Source organism: Rhodococcus sp. Leaf247 (assembly GCF_001426185.1).
In the GTDB taxonomy this organism is placed as follows: domain Bacteria; phylum Actinomycetota; class Actinomycetes; order Mycobacteriales; family Mycobacteriaceae; genus Rhodococcoides.
Genome location: NZ_LMRP01000001.1, coordinates 130,770 through 148,541, shown reverse-complemented (window position 1 = coordinate 148,541; position 17,772 = coordinate 130,770). Strand labels below are relative to the sequence as shown.

Sequence of the window (17,772 nt, the reverse complement as noted above, 5' to 3'; positions counted from 1 at the left end):
GGGAGAGAAACCGACCCGCCGACGGCGGTACGGTGGCCGTCATGACTTCGGCGGAACCTCCCCAGCACGTCATCGGAACGTTCGGCCTGCGCGATGTGTCGCCGGTGGCACTCGGTGCGGACTGGGACGGAGGATGGCGCCTCGGTGACGTGGTGCTCTCGCCGGTGGCCGACCACGCCCGCGGTGCGTGGTCGGCGAAGGTCCGCGAAACCCTTGCGGTGGAAGGTGTTCGGCTGGCGCACCCGGTCCGCTCGACCGACGGCAGGTACGTCGTGTCGGGGTGGCGCGCGGACACCTACATCGAGGGGGTCCCCGAACCACGCCACGACGAGGTGGTGTCCCTGGCGACCCGGTTGCACGTCGCGACGTCCCAGCTCGAGAAGCCTCGGTTCCTGACCCAGACTCCGGTTGCGCCCTGGACGGACGTCGACGTGTTCGCCGCCGCCGACCGCGCGGCGTGGGAGACGGTCCCGTTCCGCTCGGCGCGCGCCGGAGGAGCGATCGAACCGACCTCGCCGGACGGACTCCGCAGCATCGAGATCATCGGCCAGTTGGCGACGCTGCGTCGACCCGTCGAGTCCCCCGACCAGCTCGTGCACGGTGATCTGTTCGGCACGGTCCTGTTCGACGGCGTCCAGGCGCCGGGGATCACCGATATCACCCCGTACTGGCGTCCCGCGTCCTGGGCTGCCGCGGTCGTCGTCGTCGACGCATTGTCGTGGGGCGGCGCGGACGACGGACTGATCGGCCGGTGGGACGATATGCCGGAATGGCCACAGATGTTGTTGCGCGCCGTCATGTTCCGGCTCGCCGTGCACGCTCTGCACCCACGATCCACCGCGGAGGCGTTCCCCGGCCTGGCGCGGACGGCGGACCTGATCCGACTCATCCTGTAGTCGCGGGACGGCTCCGATCAGTCGGCGCCGTCGGCGGCCAGCACCGTGAAGAAGCATCGCGCGGCGGTGGCCGCTGCATCGGCGTCGCCGGCCACGACCGCGTGGACCAGTGCCGCGTGCTCGTCGTGGAAGGCGCGATCGGAGCCGGCGCTGTGGTCGACGATGGTCTCCTCGATGCTCGGCAACAGGAAGTCGTAGACCTCGAGGTAGATGCTGTTGTGGCTCGCGGCGACGATGGCGCGGTGAAGTGCGACGTCGAGATGCAGAGCCTGCGTACGGTCGACGTCCCACAACTGCGTGCGGCGGGCCAGCGTGTCATGGAGAATCCGGACGTCGTCGTCCGTGCGCCGCTCGGCCGCCAGCGTCGCGGCGGTGGTGTCCAGAGCCCGGCGCAATTCGAACACGTCGCGTCGCCGCGCCGAGGAAAAGTACTTCCCCATGGCGGACGGGACGTCGGAGGATGCGGTGACGTAGGTTCCGGAGCCCTGTCGCCTCTCCAGCATCCCGGCGTGAACCAAGGCCTGGACGGCCTCGCGGACAGTGTTGCGCCCGGTCCCGGTGAGTTCGGTGAGTTCGGGCTCGGTGGGAATCCTGGCGCCGACGGGCCAGTTCCCGGACTCGATCTCGCCGCGGAGCTGGTCGGTGACCTGGCCGATCAGGCTCTGTCGTCGAACAGGTTGCACGTCGGTTCTTCCTGTGGGGGACGGTCGTGACCGGTCCCATGGTAGAGCCTTTGCCACGAGTAGTCGGATCATCCTATGATTTCCCGCATGACAGCTGCCGCGCCTACTACCGCCGTGTCCCGGACGCGGTCCACCCTGCAGGGGCGGCTCCTGGTGTTCGCCGCGATCATCCTGTCCGCGTTCACCCTCCGCGCCGCGGTCACGTCCGTCTCGCCGCTGTTCCCGCGCATCGGCGACGATCTCGGCTTCGGTGCCGGCGCGATCGGCGTCCTCGGCATGCTGCCGACCCTGATGTTCGCCGTCTTCGGTGTGGCGACCCCTGTCGTCACCTCGCGCCTGGGGCTCGAGCGGACTGCGCTCGCCGCGGCGGCCCTGACGGCGATCGGCATCTTCGCGCGCTCCTTCGCGCCGGGGTACGGGTCGCTCCTTCTGCTCTCCGCGGTCGCCCTCGCCGGCATGGGTGTCGGCAACGTGGTGATTCCTCCGCTGGTCAAGCGATACTTCTCGGATCGCCTGGCCATGATGAGCACGGTCTACATCTGCCTCCTGCAGTTGGGCACCATCGTTCCGACCCTCACCGCCGTTCCGGTGGCCGATGCTCTGGGGTGGCGCTGGTCGCTCGCGATGTGGGGCCTGGCGGCCGTGGCGGCGGTCGTGCCGTGGACGGCGGTCGTGCTGACGCGGCGGACGAGCACCGCGCGGGCGGCAGCGGCAGCTCCGACCGAGACGTCGGCAAGCCCGGAGCCCGCCACACCCGAACCTGCGCTGCCCGTGGCGGCATCGATCCCTGTCTGGAAGACATCGCTGGGCTGGGGGATGGCGGGCATGTTCGCCATGACCTCGATGGTCACGTACTCGATGCTGACCTGGCTGCCGTCGCTGCTCGTCGAGGCGGGAATCGGGGAGGGTGCCGCAGGTGCGTCGCTCGGCGTGTTCGCGGCCGTCGGGCTGACGGGGTCGCTGATCGCGCCGTCGCTGACGAGCAGGATGATCGATCCGTACCCCATCGTCATCGGGTGCGCGGTGCTCTACATCGCCGGTTTCGCCGGCCTGCTGTGGTCGCCGTCGAGCGGAACGGTGCTGTGGGTCATCCTGCTCGGCGCAGGACCCATCACCTTCCCGATGTCGCTGACCCTCATCAATCTGAGGACACGTACGGCTGCCGGGTCCGCGTCGTTGTCGGGCTTCACGCAGGGCGCCGGCTACATCATCGCGTGCGCCGGTCCCATCCTCTTCGGTGTGCTGCACGAGCTTTCGGGCGGCTGGGAGTGGTCCTTCGCCTTCCTCAGCGGTGGTGTCGTCGTGCTCCTCGTCGCCGCCAAGGCGGCGTGCCGGCCGCGCATGCTCGAGGACGTCGTCGCCGCGTGACCCCGGCCGGGTAGCTCCCGCGGCCCTCACCACCGGCGAAACACGGCCGTGAGGTCAAGTTCACGCACGGGTCACGCCGTGCAGCGCCGCCGCAACATGGTTTTCCTATCTTTGGGCTTCCCCACAGATCAGGAGGCCACTCGTGACCAGCTTGTCGGACACCGGCGCTGCCGCGGCGCCCACCGGTACCGCCACAGAGGTTCGTCGGCACCACATCTCGAACTGGGACGCCGAGGACGTCGAGGCCTGGGAGGCCGGCGGCAAGCAGATCGCCAAGCGCAATCTCCTCTGGTCCGTCGTCGCCGAGCATGTCGGCTTCTCGATCTGGTCCATCTGGTCGGTCATGGTCCTCTTCATGCCGATGGCTCAGTACGGGATCGACCCCGCGGGCAAATTCTTCCTCGTGGCCGTCCCGACCCTGGTGGGCGCGATCCTGCGCATCCCGTACACCTTCGCCACGGCCAAGTTCGGCGGACGCAACTGGACGATCTTCAGCGCCCTGGTGCTATTGATCCCGACGGTGCTGACCTTGTACTTCATGATGAACCCGGCCTCGTACACGACGTATCTGATCGTGGCGGCGTTCGCTGGACTGGGCGGAGGCAACTTCGCGTCGTCGATGACGAACATCAACGCGTTCTACCCGCAGCGTGAGAAGGGCTGGGCCCTCGGCCTGAACGCGGGCGGCGGCAACATCGGCGTCCCTGTCATCCAGCTGATCGGCCTGCTCGTCATCGCCACGGTCGGCAACACCGCACCCGAGATCGTCTGCGCCGTCTACCTCGTCTTCATCGCCCTGGCCGCGGTGGGTGCCGCGCTGTACATGGACAACCTCGACAACCAGAAGACCAACGGGCGCTCCATGATCGACGTCCTCCGCTTCTCGGACTCGTGGTGGATCGCCTTCCTCTACATCGGTACGTTCGGGTCGTTCATCGGGTACAGCTTCGCGTTCGGACAGATCCTGCAGATCAACTTCCTGGCCGGCCTCGCCGACGGGGGAGCGGTCACCCCGGCGATGCAGGCGCAGGCGTCGCTGCACGCCGCGCAGATCGCCTTCATCGGACCGTTGCTCGGATCCCTCTCGCGGCCCATCGGCGGCAAGTTCGCCGACCGTGTCGGCGGCGGGCGGATCACGATGTACACCTTCGTCGCCATGATCTTCTCCGCCGGAATCCTGGTGGCCACGTCGATGTCCGACGACTCGACGGCGGGAGCTGCGACCGGCTCGATGATGATCTTCTACGTCATCGGCTTCATCCTGCTGTTCGTCCTGTCGGGCCTGGGCAACGGATCCGTCTACAAGATGATCCCGGCGATCTTCGCGGCGAAGTCCACCGAACTGGTCGGCATGTCGAGCGACGAGCAGGCTGCCTGGTCGCGCCGTATGTCCGGCGCGCTCATCGGCATCGCCGGCGCCATCGGCGCACTCGGCGGCGTAGCCATCAACCTGGTTCTCCGCGCCTCGTACTCCGGTACGGCCAAGTCCGCGACGTCCGCCTTCTGGGTCTTCCTGATCTTCTACGTCCTCTGCGCAGCGGCCACGTGGGCCGTCTACCTCCGCAAGAGCTCGACGTCCGAGGCAGCGAGCGTGATCACCGTATGACCGTCGCTGCATCCGTTCCGTCGTCCGTCTTGGGCACGACCGCTCACGCAGGAACGGCGACCCACTGCCCGTACTGCGGACTGCAGTGCGCGATGACCGTCACCGGCTCGGATGCAGCGGAGGCGGGCATCGAGGCCCGACAGTTCCCCACCAACAAGGGCGGCCTGTGCCAGAAGGGGTGGACCGCCGCCGAGGTGCTCCGTGTTCCCGGACGCCTCACCACACCGCTCGTGCGGCAGGACGGTGAGTTGGTCCCGACGACCTGGGACCGCGCCCTCGACCTGATCGCCGACACGGTGCGGCGCATCCGACGCGACCACGGCGCCGATGCCGTCGGTATCTTCGGCGCCGGGGGACTGACCAACGAGAAGTCCTACATGCTCGGCAAATTCGCCCGCGTCGCTCTCGGTACCTCGAACATCGACTACAACGGCCGGTTCTGCATGTCCTCGGCAGCGGCAGCCGGCAACAAGTCGTTCGGACTCGACCGGGGCCTTCCGTTCCCGCTCGCCGATATCGGATCCGCGCGCGCCGTCCTGGTACTGGGTGGCAACGTCGCGGAGACGATGCCGCCGTTCGTGCAACACCTGCGGACAGCCGCCGACGCCGGTGGGCTGATCGTCGCCGACCCCCGGCGCACCGCCACCGTGGACCGGGCACTGTCGGCAGGGGGCGTGCATCTTCAGCTCGCTCCCGGAACGGATCTCGCGCTGGCGCTGGGTCTGATCCATCTCGCAGTGGTCGAAGGGTATGCCGACCGGGACTACATCGACTCTCGCACCGAAGGTTTCGACGAGTTCTGGACCGCGGCGGCCGCATGGTGGCCGGAGCGTACCGAGCGCGTCACGGGCGTGCCGGTCGGTCGACTTCGCGAGACCGTCCGGCTGCTGGCCGCCTCGCGCGACAACGGCACCGGCGCGTACATCCTCACTGCGCGAGGCGCCGAGCAGCACGCATCGGGAACGGACACCGTCTCCGCGGTCATCGGTCTCGCACTCACGCTCGGCCTGTGCGGTCGGCGCGGCACCGGGTACGGATGCATCACCGGTCAGGGCAACGGGCAGGGCGGCCGCGAGCACGGACAGAAGGCCGACCAACTTCCCGGATACCGCAAGATCTCCGATCCCGCTGCACGGCACCACATCGCGTCGGTGTGGGGAATCGACGAGTCCGAGCTCCCCGGCGCCGGGCTGAGCGCCTACGAGCTGCTCGACGCGCTCGGACGACCGGGTGGACCACGGGCGCTGATGGTCCACGGCTCGAACATCGCCGTGTCCGCGCCGCGCGCCGGCCACATCGTGGACCGACTCGCATCGCTCGAGATGCTCGTCGTCACCGACTTCGTCCTGTCCGAGACCGCGAGGATGGCCGACGTCGTTCTTCCCACGCTGCAGTGGGCGGAGGAAGAAGGCACCATGACGTCGCTCGAGGGGCGGATCCTGCGGCGTCGCAAAGCCATGGACGCGCCCGAGGGAGCTCGCGGTGAACTCGACATTCTCGCCGATCTGGCCGAACGGCTGGGCCAGCCGCCCGAACGCTTCCCTCGTGACCCACGCGTCGTGTTCGACGAGTTGCGGCTGGCGTCGGAGGGCGGTCTCGCCGACTACTCCGGAGTGACCTACGACCGCCTCGACGCAGGGGAGGCCTTGCACTGGCCCGTGACGTCGATCTCGCACCGGGGCACCCCGAGGCTGTTCCTCGACCGCTTCGAGACACCCTCCGGCCGAGCACGATTCGTCTCAGTCGACCACATCGGACCGGCGGAGCCCACCGATGCCGAGTATCCCTTGCTGGCCACCACCGGACGGGTGCTGACGCATTACCAATCGGGGGCGCAGACGCGCCGCGTGCCGTCCTTGTCCGACGCGGCCGGACCGATGTTCGTCCAGATCCACCCCGACACCGCGATGCGAGCGGGCCTCGCCGCGGGCGACGACGCCGACGTGGTCTCCCGACGCGGAACGGTGATCGCGCGGGTCGTCTGTGACGCGTCGATGCGTCTGGACACGGTGTTCCTGCCGTTCCACTTCGCCGACGACGCCCGTGCCAACCTCGTCACCAACCCGGCTCTGGATCCGACCAGCCGGATGCCCGAGTTCAAGGTCTGCGCCGTACGCCTCGCACCGGTCTCGACGCGGACGGGGACTCCCGCATGAGCGAGATCCACCGCGTGGTCGTCGTCGGGAACGGACTTGCCGGTGCCCGACTCCAGGAGGAGATCCACCGACGTGACCCGACGGCGGAGCGGGTGCAGGTGGTGGTCTACGGCGACGAGAATCATGCTGCCTACAACCGGATCCTGCTCTCCAACGTCGTCGCCGGCCATCTGACCCCGGGGGATACTCGGATCAAACCGGAGAACTGGTGCGAGCGGAACGGTCTGGAGACGCACATCGGTGTCGCGGTCACGTCCGTGGACCCTGCGACGCGGACGCTCACCCGTTCCGACGGGGGCACCGACACGTACGACACCTTGGTGCTCGCCACCGGCTCGCGGTCGTTTCTGCCTCCGGCACCGGGCATGACGGACGAGAACGGCGCCCCCTCCGACGGCATCGTCGCCTTCCGCACACTCGCCGACTGCGACACCATCACCGCCGGTACGGGGCCGGGGTCGCGCGTCGTCGTGATCGGCGCCGGATTGCTCGGCATCGAAGCGGCTCGCGGAGCGCTGATGCGCGGTTCCCACGTCACCATCGTCCATCCGCGCAGCTACCCGATGGAGAAGCAGATGGACGCCGGAGGCGGAGCCGTCCTGACTCGCGTGCTCCGCGAACTCGGCATGGACGTCGCACTGAATGCGCGCGCGGAGTCCGTTCGGACCGCACCCGACGGGACTCGTGAACTGGTGCTGTCGGACGGCAGCGCGCTCCCCGCCGATCTCGTGGTCGTCGCCGCCGGTATCCGTCCGAACGTCGAGTTGGCCCGGACCGCAGGACTTCTCGTCGACCGAGCCGTCGTCGTCGACGACGACCTGCGCACCTCGGACCCGCATATCCGCGCCATCGGAGAATGCGCCCAGCATCGCGGCGAGGTGTACGGACTCGTCCAGCCCGCATGGGAGATGGCCGGTGTCGTCGCCGACCAGCTGTGCGGCACGGGCGCGAACACCACGTACGACGGCACAGCTCAGATCACGCGGCTCAAAGCCCACGACGTCGACCTGGCGTCGATGGGCGAGATCGACATCGACCCGAACGACCTCGAGTCCGAGGTGCTCGTCATGAGCGACCCGACGCGAGGCCGATACGCCAAGGTCGTCGTCCGCAAGGACCGGCTGGTCGGAGCCGTGATGCTCGGCAACCCCGAGGTGGTCGGCACGCTCAGCCAGTACTTCGACGGTGGCTCGCTCGTGCCGGTCGACCGGATGACGCTCCTGCTGGGGCATCTCGTCGGCGGCCCGACCGAGAGCGCGAACCCGTCGACGATGCCGGACAGCGCGGTCGTCTGTCGCTGCAACACCGTCACCAAGAAGCAACTGGTCGGCGCCTGGCGGGGCGGCGCGCACACCCCCGAGGCGATGGCCGACAAGACCCGGGCCACCACGGGCTGCGGCAGCTGCGTCGGCGTCGTCGACGGGCTGTGCGAGTGGCTCCACCGTGCCGATCCGCCCGACACCCCGACCCCGCAGGACATCCACCGCGACACCGTTACCGCTACCTCGAGGAGATCGTCATGACCGACCCCACCCGCACAGCAGTCGTCGTGGGACACGGCATGGTCGGCCACCGGTTCGTCGAAGCGCTGCGCGCCCGCGACACCGCCGGCGAGTGGTCGATCACGGTGCTGTGCGAAGAAGCGCTCCCCGCGTACGACCGAGTCGGACTGTCGTCCTACGTCGGAGCCTGGGACCACAAGGAACTGGCGCTGGCGGGCAACGACTACGTCGGCGACCCCGCGGTCACCCTCCGTACGGGAGTGCGGGCCGCCGAGATCGACCGCGCGTCGAAGATCGTCACCACCGCCGACGGTGAGGCCGTCTCGTACGACGCCCTGATCATGGCCACCGGGTCCTACCCCTTCGTGCCGCCGATTCCCGGCCACGACCTGGACAGATGCTTCGTCTACCGGACCATCGAGGACCTCGATCGCATTCGCGCCTGCGCGGATGTCGCAGGTCCCGGCGCGGTCGGCGTGGTCGTCGGCGGTGGGCTCCTCGGTCTGGAAGCCGCCAATGCGCTGAAGCAGATGGGCATGACACCACACGTCGTCGAGTTCGCCCCGCGACTCATGCCGCTGCAGGTCGACGAGGGCGGCGGCGCGCTACTGAAGCGTCTCGTGACCGACCTCGGGGTCACGGTGCACGCCGGTGTCGGCACCTCCGCGATCGCCGACAACGGCCGCGGCATCGATGTGACGCTCGCCGACGGAACCGTCATCGACGCGTCGCTGCTGGTGTTCTCCGCCGGCGTCCGGCCGCAGGACGCGCTGGCCCGCACCAGCGGCCTGCCTGTCGGTGAACGCGGCGGCATCCTGACCGATATCGGCTGCCGCACCGAAGATCCGGACATCTACGCCATCGGCGAGTGCGCCGCCGTCGAAGGCCGGTGCTACGGATTGGTGGCCCCCGGCTACTCGACGGCCGAGGTGGTCGCCGACCGCCTCGTCGGCGGGACCGCCGAATTCCCCGGCGCCGACCTGTCGACCAAGCTCAAGCTGCTCGGTGTCGACGTCGCCAGCTTCGGCGACGCGCTCGGTGCCACCGAGGGCGCGCTCGAAGTCGTGCTGAACGACGCCGCGAAAGGCACCTACGCCAAGCTGGTGCTGTCCGACGACGCGAGGACCCTGCTCGGCGGCATTCTGATCGGCGACGCCTCCGCGTACGCCACCCTCCGCCCGCTCGTGGGCCGCGAACTGCCCGGCGATCCGGCTGCCCTGATCTCCCCGACAGGCGAGAAGCTCGGCGCCGGAGCACTTCCCGACGATGCCGAGGTGTGCTCGTGCAACGCGGTCGACAAGGGCACGATCTGCTCGGCCATCGCTGCCGGTGCCTGCGACATCGCGTCGGTGAAATCCTGCACCAACGCGGGAACCACGTGTGGCGGGTGCCTTCCGACCATCAAGCAGTTGCTGGCGGCGTCCGGTGTCGTGATGTCGAAAGCGCTGTGCGAGCACTTCTCCCAGTCGCGGAGCGAGCTGTTCGAGATCGTGGCCGCCACCGGGATCCGGACGTTCTCCGGTCTCGTCGCGGCCCACGGACGCGGGGCCGGCTGCGACATCTGCAAGCCCGTCGTCGCCTCGATCCTGGCATCCACGTCCTCCGACCACATTCTCGACGGCGAGCAGGTCGCGCTCCAGGACACCAACGATCACTTCCTCGCGAACATCCAGAAGAACGGCACCTACTCCGTCGTCCCCCGCATGCCGGGTGGTGAGTGCACACCGGAGCAACTCATCGTCATCGGTGAGGTGGCTCGCGACTTCGGGCTGTACACCAAGGTGACGGGCGGCCAGCGCATCGACATGTTCGGTGCTCGCGTCGAGCAACTCCCCGCCATCTGGAAGCGACTCGTCGACGCCGGCATGGAATCCGGCCAGGCGTACGGGAAGTCGCTGCGCACGGTGAAGAGCTGCGTCGGCTCCACCTGGTGCCGTTACGGCGTCCAGGACTCGGTGGGCATGGCCGTCGATCTGGAGAAGCGGTACCGCGGTCTGCGGTCGCCGCACAAGATCAAGTTCGGGGTGTCGGGCTGTGCGCGCGAATGTGCGGAGGCGCGCGGCAAGGACGTCGGCATCATCGCCACCGAGAGTGGATGGAACCTCTACGTCGGAGGCAACGGCGGGCAGTCACCGAAGCACGCGCAGCTTCTCGCGTCCGGTCTCGACGACACGACGCTGGTGCAGTACATCGACCGCTACCTCATGTTCTACGTGCGCACCGCCGACCGTTTGCAGCGCACCGCGCCGTGGGTCGAGAGCCTCGACGGCGGTCTCGACCACCTGCGCGCCGTCGTGTGCGAGGACAGCCTGGGGATCGCGGCCGATCTCGAGGCGGCGATGGCTGCTCACGTCGAGGGCTACCAGGACGAATGGAAGGGTGTGCTCGAGGACGAGGCGAAGCTGGCGCGCTTCGTGTCCTTCGTCAACGCGCCCGACGAGGCAGATCCGACCGTGGCGTTCGACGAGTCCGGCGAGCGCAAGGTCCCCGTTCTGATGGGAATGCCGTCGATCCCGGTGGGGTGACAGAGCTGGACTCATGTCGCGCGAAGACCCGAAATACGCACGTAACGGACGAGTAACACCAGACCCGTACAACTGTCCGCAGGGAGGACACCATGACTGTCATCGACTCGGCACCACGGCACACGCACGATGTACGACACGACCTCGCCGACGGCGAGTGGGTCACCGCCACCCGTCTGTCCGCGTTGACTCCGGGCCGCGGTGTGGCGGTCCTGTTGCCCGGCGGAGCGCAGGTGGCGTTGTTCCGTACGAGCGACGATGCACTGTTCGCAGTGAGCAACATCGACCCCTTCGCGCACGCTGCCGTCATCTCTCGCGGGCTCGTCGGGGACCGTGCGGGCGAGCCGACGGTGGCATCGCCGTTGCTCAAGCAGGTATTCTCGCTGGTAACCGGCACATGCCTGGACGACGAGACCACGTCGCTCGCGACGTACGACGTCACGGTGGCCGATGATCTGATCGCCGTGTCGGCGAATCCGCGCTCGACCTCGCGCGGACCCGGTGCACTGGACAGTGGAACGGAGACGACATCGCCGTGATCGAACAGCCGACCTCGTCGGATGTCCCACTGGCAGGTTTCACGGTGGGCATCACGGCTGCGCGCCGTGCCGACGAACTGGCCACGTTGCTGACCCGCCGCGGGGCCACCGTCGTGCACGCGCCCGCCATCAGGATCATCCCGCTGTCCGACGACGCGGAACTCGGTCGCAGGACGCGGGAGATCGTCGACTCTCCGCCTGACATCACGGTCGCCACGACGGGGATCGGTTTCCGAGGGTGGATGGAAGCCGCCGACGGCTGGGGCAACGCCGAGGCGTTGTCGTCGGCGCTCGAGCGCACGCGCATCCTTGCCCGCGGTCCCAAGGCGAAGGGCGCCATCCGCGCTGCCGGTCTCCGCGAAGAGTGGTCTCCGGAGTCGGAATCGTCGGCAGAGGTACTCGACCATCTTCTCGCCGAGGGTGTGGACGGGGTTCGTATCGCCGTCCAGCTGCACGGCGCGACGACCGAGTGGGAACCGGTTCCGGATTTCTGCGAGGTGCTCCGCGACGCGGGCGCCACGGTGATTCCCGTCCCCGTCTACCGGTGGGTCCAGCCGGACGATCCGGCGCCGATGGACCGCATGATCGAGGCCGTTCTGTGCGGTGATCTGGACGCGGTCACGTTCACCAGTGCACCCGCGGTGGCCTCGATGCTGATGCGCGCCAAGGAGAACGGTGTGCTCGAGCCGATGCTGCAGTCTTTCCGCGACCGCGTCCTGGCCGTGTGCGTCGGACCGGTGACCTCGGCTCCTCTCGACGTCCTGAACGTCCCGACGACGGCTCCGGCGCGTTCGCGGGTCGGAGCGCTCGCACGGCATGTCGCCGACGAACTTCCTCGCCGCGCCGGCATCGTCCACGCCGGTGGGCACCAGTTGCGTGTCCTCGGTGCCTGCGTCGTGGTCGACGGTGTTCCGAAGGCCCTGTCGCCGGCGGGCATGGCGTTGCTGAAGACGCTCGCACGTCGTCCCGGCAATGTCGTCTCACGGGAAGACTTACTGGCCGCGTTGCCCGGGGGCGGGGGGGACACCCATGCCGTCGAAACCGCGATGGCCAGGCTCCGGTCCTCGCTCGGCGCGCCCAAGGCGATCCAGACCGTCGTCAAACGGGGATACCGGTTGGCCGTCGAAGCCGGTGCCGACGAACTGGTGACTGCCGGGTCGGGAGCGATGTCGTGACCGATCCCCGCCTTCTGCTGGTGGCGCACGGCACGCGTAACCCCGCTGGTGTCGAGGTGATCGCTGCCCTGGCCGACGCCGTCGCGCCGTTCGTCGGTCCGGTCCGCGTGGCCTTCGTCGACGTCCTCGGCCCGACACCCTCCGAGGTGTTGCGCGATCTCGACGATCCTGTCGTCGTGGTTCCCGCATTCCTGGCGTCGGGCTACCACGTGCACTCCGATGTCCCGCGTGAGATCAGCGAGAGTGGGCACGGCGACGTCCACGTGACGCGCGCGCTCGGCCCCGACACGGGTCTGGCACATGTGCTGCGCGCTCGACTCGTCGACGTCGGCTGGCAGCCCGGAGACCGCGTGGTCTTCGCGGCAGCGGGATCCTCCGACGTTCGCGCGTTGGACGATGTCCATACCGCCGCAGCTCAACTCGCCGATGTCACGTCGTCCGAGGTGACGGTCGCGTACGTGGCCACCGGCGAACCCCGAGCGGCCGATGTCGTTGCCTCGCTGCGGGAATCGGGTGAGGGCAAGGTCTTCGTCGCGTCGTACCTCCTGGCGCCGGGGCTCTTTCACACGCGATTGCTCGCTGTCGGTGCGGACGGCGTGACCGACCCCCTGGGAATTGCCGACGGCGTGGTCGATCTGATCGTGCAGCGGTACCGGGCAGGTGTCGACGCTATCTCTGCGGGAGCGACACGATCTCGACCCGGTCGCCCGGACTCCACTCCGGAGTGATCACGGCCAGACCGTCCCGGCCGATCAGCGCGGCCAGGTGCGCGGTGCGGACCGAGTCCTGGCACGCCCAGGTGCCGCCCCCGAGGTAGGTGGCCGGAAGAACGCGAGTCACGGTGGCAGGTGTCACGTCCGCAGCGAGCTCCGCCGTCACCGGCTGCGGTGCAGGCCGTCCGGTCAGCGCGCAGGCCAGCGCCGGCCCGAGAAGGCAGACGGTGCTGACGGCGGCGTAGGGATTGCCGGGCACGCCGACGACGATCCGATCGTCGGGCAGCACGCTGACCGATGCCGACCCTCCCGGACGGCACGCCAATCCGTCGACGATTCTGCGCCCGCGTGCTCGAACGAGGGCGTCGGACAGGCGATCTGCGGCGCCCCCACCCGTCGCTCCGATGACGACCACCACGTCGGGCGGGGGTGATCCCGTTCCCGCGACCGCGTCGTCGAAGGCGGCCGCGGTGTCCTCGCAGTGCACGACCTCGGTCACCGAGAAGCCGCACCAGCGGAGATAGATCGGCATGACGGGACCGATGGTGTCGCGGATGCGGCCTGCGACGGGATGCGGATCGTCGCCTATCTCGTCGCCGGTGATGACCAGTCGCACCGTCGGCGCCGGTCGCACCGACACATGAGCTACTCCCGCGGACAGAGCAGCCGACAGCACGGCGGGGGACACCGCGGTGCCCACGGGTGCCAGTGCGGTGCCGACATCCCAGTCCTCCGCGATCCGGCGGGCGTCGTCGCGCACCGGTGCGTCGTCACGGCGATGGAGCACGCCGGCGGTGTCGGTCCGCGCGAACTCGTCCCGAAGGACCGACGCGCCGACGGGAACTGCTGCGCCGGTGGCTATCCGGACCGCATGTCCCGCTGCGAGGGCGACGGTCGCGGTGTCTCCCGCCACGACGACGGCGTCGTCGAGGCGCCACGGCCCGTCTCCGGTCACCGCGTAGCCGTCCATCGCCGATGTCACGAACGCGGGGAATGGTTCGGCCGCGATCATCGGTGCGGCGAGCGTTCCGCCGAGGCTCTCGGCCGGCCGGACCGTACGCGGAGGGAGCGGGCGAACCCGCCGATCCAGCAGGAAGCGAGCTCGTGCAACGGTGGGCCGCACCGACGCTCCGCGTGCGTCCGCCAACTCGTCCGGCGTATCCACGTCGTCGATGCCGGCGAGGTGCATCGTCGTCACCGCGTCGGGGAGTACGCGGCGAAGTGACGGACCGCGGCCGTCTCCGGGAGGGCTCGACCTCAGGGCGGTTGCGACGCCACGTTCGAGAGCGCCGCGTCGCCAGGCGCCGACCAGGTACTGCACGCGGTCCGACGAGTCCACACCGAACACGGCGTCGAGGGAGAAGTCCTGCTCGAGCGCGTGAACGAGTTCCCGGAGTTCTCTTCCGCTCACGTAGGGGAGATCCGCCGACAGAACCAGGACGATATCGGTGCTGTCGCTCGTATCGGCCTGTGCGGCAGTGAGTCCCGCACCGATCGCGGACACCGGCCCACCGAACGGCGGGTCCTCACGCGCATGCAGCACGGATGGTCGTCCACGGGGAGGGGCCGCGTCCGACGGGCCGACGACGACCACGGTGTCGCAGAACGAGGCTGCCTCGACGACACGATCGACCAACGACATGCCGTCCACCACTGCCGACGGTTTGTCCGTCCCCTGCATGCGAGAACTGCGTCCCCCGGCCAGGATCAGCGCCTCCATTCGCACAGCGCGCCCCGACATTCTCTCACTCTAGCGACTGCGAGGGGGACCGGACGACGCGCAGCGGCCACCGCCGACGACGGCTGCCGCGCCGAAGCCGAGGCTGAGAAGGGACACGGTCGCGAGCACTCCAATGATGATCATGGACGTAGTGTGGCCGCCGTTTCGGGCCGATGGAGCAGTCCACTCGATGCCAGTGGACTGTGCAATAGTGGATGGATGACGACTCCCTCCCGTCTCCGCGACAGCGTTTCCGCGCGAGCGCTCGCATCGGCCATCGACATGAGCGCCGTGGTCGCCGACTCCACGTCGATGTACCTCGGCCTGGCGCAGGAACTGCACCGACTCGTCGAGGAGGGGATGGTGCCGTCCGATGCACGTCTGCCGTCGGAGCGGGTGCTCGCCTCCGTGCTCGGCATCTCCCGTGTCACGGTCGCGTCGGCCTACCGCGAACTGCGCGAGCACGGGGTGGCCGTGTCTGTCCACGGCGCCGGAACCTTCGTCGTCCCCCGCAGTGACTCCCAGCCGTGGGGCGGAATCCTGCGAGGAACGCAGCCGGGAGTCCTCGAATTCGTCAACGCGGCGCCGCCGGCCTCGGCTCTGCTGGCACCGGCCTACGAGGCTGCCGCCCGCGCGCTGGGAACGTTCGCGGTGCACGTGGGATACGTACCCGCAGGGGTGGGCCGTCTGCGAGAGGCCGTCGCGCGACGATATACCCGCCGCGGACTGCCGACGACCGCCGAGCAGATCCTGATCACCGCCGGCGCCAGCGACGCGCTGCACGTCGTGCTCGAGACGTTCGTCGAGCCTGGCAACCGGGTGCTGACGGAACATCCCACCTATCCGGGGGTGATCGACATGGTGCGGTCACGGGGAGGCAAGTGTGTTCCCGTACCGATCGACCCGGCCGATCCCGACAGCTTCGTCGAGGCGGCCGACAAGCTTGCCCGACAACACGATCCCGTTCTGGCGTATCTCATGCCGGATAATTCGAACCCGTCCGGATCGGTGATGCCGCAGGACGCTCGACGCCGACTCGCCGCGACGTTGCACCGCCACGGCGTCGTGACACTGGTCGACGAGGTCTCGGTCGATCTGAACCTCGACGGTGACGACGACATCGAGCCGTTCGGAGCACCGCTACCGGACCGGGCGTGCATCACGGTCGGATCCATGTCCAAGACCGTGTGGGGTGGGCTGCGGGTCGGATGGCTCCGAGCCGATCCCGCACACCTGTCGCGAGTGGCGGCCACCTACGCCAGGCGTCAACTGTCGGTGTCGATGATGGACCAGTACACGGCGATCGAGCTGATGGGGGAGCACGATGCCGTCGTGGCGCATCGTCGCGAGCAACTACGACGCAGCCGGGACGCGGCGATGGCGGCCGTGACTCGATCGCTTCCCGGATGGACCTTCCATCGACCTCGCGGCGGGTTGTCGCTGTGGTGCACGTTGCCGGAGGGGCTACGGTCGACAGATCTGGTCGAGTCCGCACGCGGACGAGGATTGTTGCTGGCACCCGGATCCCGCTTCGGGACCGGCTACGCCTTCGACGAGAACCAACGAATCCCGTTCTCCCGCAGTCCCGGTGAGATCGACGACGCTGTCGCCGTCCTCGCGGAACTGGTCGGCCACGGCCGCGATACCGGGCCGCGCGAGAGCGTGCCGTCGCATGCCCTACCCGAGGCCGTCGTCTAGCAGGTCGGCCTGCGCCGGCGGGTCCGGTCTGTGACGCACGGACGCCAACGACACACGGCCGTCGACAGCGGACACACCGTCGTCGGCCAATGCCGCGAGCTGTCGAGTCGCCAGGTGTGGCGCCGGTCGACCGTCGGCCCGGATGACCCGGTGCCACGGGAGGTCCGACGAGTCGGTCCGCATGATCCACGCGACGATGCGAGGGCTCGGCAGGCCGACGGCATGCGCGATGTCGCCGTAGGTGCTCACACGACCGACGGGGATGGCGGCGACGACACCGCGCACCGCTTCGACCTGTTCGTCCGTGATGCGGCTCATGGACGCGAGGAATCGGCGATCGTGCGGAGCATCTTCTCGACCAGCGCGGCCGATTCCGGCCCCTTCGCCTGCGGAACCATATGGTCGCAGTCGAAGTCCAGGAGCTCGGCGGACGTCGACGACGCGGTGAGGGCGTCGCGGAACTCCTGCGACGCGTACGGCGGATCGACCCTCGATGCCCGCACCACGACCACCGGGATGTCGGGAGGCGGCAGGACGAACGGCCTGGCCAACTCGCCCCAGGATGCCACGATCGCCGCCGTCGACGTCCGCCACCGCACCCGCCCGTTCCCGGCGTCGACGAGATGCACTGCCAGTTCCTCCTCCACCAGGGCCGGGTCCACGTCGGACCAGGCGCCGTGGATCTTCTCCGACCGTGCTTCGTCCTCGTCCGTGTAGTCGTCGTACATCACCGTCGACTCCGCCACCTCGAGCATCGTGCGGGCGGGCAGACCGATCGCCGGATCGAGCAGCACCAGTCCGGCGACCAGCGTCGGCTCCGCGCGCGCCAGGTGGATCGCCAGGGCCGCGCCGTAGGAATGGCCCACGACGACGGCGGGACTGTCGGTGTTCTGTCGCACCACGGACGCGAGCCGCTCGACCTGCCGTTCGATCGACCACGGGGGAGTCCAGTCGGCGTGGCCGTGTCCGATCAGGTCGGGGGCGACGATGCGGGCATGCGGAAGGTGTTCGCTCCACGGCCTCCATCGCCGTCCGTGTCCGGTCATGCCGTGGACGGCCAGCACGACCGGACCGTCGGACGGCCCGAACACGTGGACGTCGGTGGTCGGATCGTCGGGCTCGGTGGTGGTCATCAGGCCTCCGGTCGGTGGTCGTGGCGGGGTCGGGCCGGGTGTCGTAGGTCCATGATGC

14 protein-coding genes are annotated in these 17,772 nt (G+C 68.9%); 10 read left to right on the top strand and 4 right to left on the bottom strand.

Annotated features, from left to right (window positions below; genetic code table 11):
- Positions 1-41 precede the first annotated feature (41 nt).
- On the top strand, positions 42-896 hold the full coding sequence (locus ASG64_RS00650; RefSeq protein WP_056072380.1) for a TIGR02569 family protein: 855 nt from the start codon (positions 42-44) through the stop codon (positions 894-896).
- Between the two features lie 17 nt (positions 897-913).
- On the opposite strand, the gene ASG64_RS00645 is transcribed toward ASG64_RS00650, so the two are convergent.
- Positions 914-1,579 carry a FadR/GntR family transcriptional regulator gene (locus tag ASG64_RS00645; protein ID WP_056069133.1) on the bottom strand — a complete coding sequence of 222 codons (666 nt, stop codon included), beginning with the start codon at positions 1,577-1,579 and terminating at the stop codon, positions 914-916.
- Positions 1,580-1,666: 87 nt separating this feature from the next.
- On the opposite strand from ASG64_RS00645, the gene ASG64_RS00640 reads away from it, so the two are divergent.
- From ASG64_RS00640 to ASG64_RS00605, 8 genes are all read left to right on the top strand, one after another.
- The gene (locus ASG64_RS00640; RefSeq protein WP_056069130.1) at positions 1,667-2,947 is read left to right on the top strand and encodes an MFS transporter; all 1,281 of its coding nucleotides are present in this window, start codon (positions 1,667-1,669) and stop codon (positions 2,945-2,947) included.
- 151 nt (positions 2,948-3,098) lie between these two features.
- Complete coding sequence (locus tag ASG64_RS00635) at positions 3,099-4,553, top strand: nitrate/nitrite transporter (protein ID WP_056069127.1); 1,455 nt, start codon at positions 3,099-3,101, stop codon at positions 4,551-4,553.
- Complete coding sequence (locus tag ASG64_RS00630; protein ID WP_056069123.1) at positions 4,550-6,709, top strand: molybdopterin oxidoreductase family protein; 2,160 nt, start codon at positions 4,550-4,552, stop codon at positions 6,707-6,709. The genes ASG64_RS00635 and ASG64_RS00630 overlap by 4 nt, the downstream gene beginning before the upstream one ends.
- Positions 6,706-8,232: an FAD-dependent oxidoreductase gene (locus ASG64_RS00625; protein ID WP_082517935.1), complete on the top strand. Its 1,527-nt coding sequence runs from the start codon at positions 6,706-6,708 to the stop codon at positions 8,230-8,232. Before ASG64_RS00630 ends, ASG64_RS00625 begins: the two co-directional genes overlap by 4 nt.
- Positions 8,229-10,736, top strand: coding sequence for a nitrite reductase large subunit NirB (gene nirB, locus ASG64_RS00620; protein WP_056069120.1), 2,508 nt, complete (start codon positions 8,229-8,231; stop codon positions 10,734-10,736). The genes ASG64_RS00625 and nirB overlap by 4 nt, the downstream gene beginning before the upstream one ends.
- A gap of 92 nt (positions 10,737-10,828) precedes the next feature.
- Positions 10,829-11,275 (top strand): nitrite reductase small subunit NirD, encoded by a 447-nt coding sequence (gene nirD, locus ASG64_RS00615; RefSeq protein WP_082517933.1) that lies wholly within the window; start codon positions 10,829-10,831, stop codon positions 11,273-11,275.
- Entirely contained in the window at positions 11,272-12,450 is a 1,179-nt protein-coding gene (locus tag ASG64_RS00610) for a uroporphyrinogen-III synthase (protein ID WP_442970441.1), read from the top strand. The genes nirD and ASG64_RS00610 overlap by 4 nt, the downstream gene beginning before the upstream one ends.
- The gene (locus tag ASG64_RS00605) at positions 12,447-13,178 is read left to right on the top strand and encodes a sirohydrochlorin chelatase (protein ID WP_042573256.1); all 732 of its coding nucleotides are present in this window, start codon (positions 12,447-12,449) and stop codon (positions 13,176-13,178) included. Before ASG64_RS00610 ends, ASG64_RS00605 begins: the two co-directional genes overlap by 4 nt.
- On the opposite strand, the gene ASG64_RS00600 is transcribed toward ASG64_RS00605, so the two are convergent.
- Positions 13,120-14,904, bottom strand: coding sequence for an NTP transferase domain-containing protein (locus ASG64_RS00600; RefSeq protein ID WP_082517931.1), 1,785 nt, complete (start codon positions 14,902-14,904; stop codon positions 13,120-13,122). The genes ASG64_RS00605 and ASG64_RS00600 overlap by 59 nt on opposite strands.
- A 198-nt stretch (positions 14,905-15,102) precedes the next feature.
- On the opposite strand from ASG64_RS00600, the gene yczR reads away from it, so the two are divergent.
- Entirely contained in the window at positions 15,103-16,581 is a 1,479-nt protein-coding gene (gene yczR, locus ASG64_RS00595; RefSeq protein WP_082517929.1) for an aminotransferase-like domain-containing protein, read from the top strand.
- Here the strand turns inward: yczR and ASG64_RS00590 are convergent.
- Together ASG64_RS00590 and ASG64_RS00585 are read right to left on the bottom strand one after the other, a co-directional pair.
- A complete protein-coding gene (locus tag ASG64_RS00590; protein ID WP_056069114.1) occupies positions 16,561-16,899 on the bottom strand; it encodes an MGMT family protein in 339 nt (112 codons plus the stop codon). The genes yczR and ASG64_RS00590 overlap by 21 nt on opposite strands.
- The gene (locus ASG64_RS00585; protein ID WP_056069111.1) at positions 16,896-17,714 is read right to left on the bottom strand and encodes an alpha/beta fold hydrolase; all 819 of its coding nucleotides are present in this window, start codon (positions 17,712-17,714) and stop codon (positions 16,896-16,898) included. Before ASG64_RS00585 ends, ASG64_RS00590 begins: the two co-directional genes overlap by 4 nt.
- Positions 17,715-17,772 lie beyond the last annotated feature (58 nt).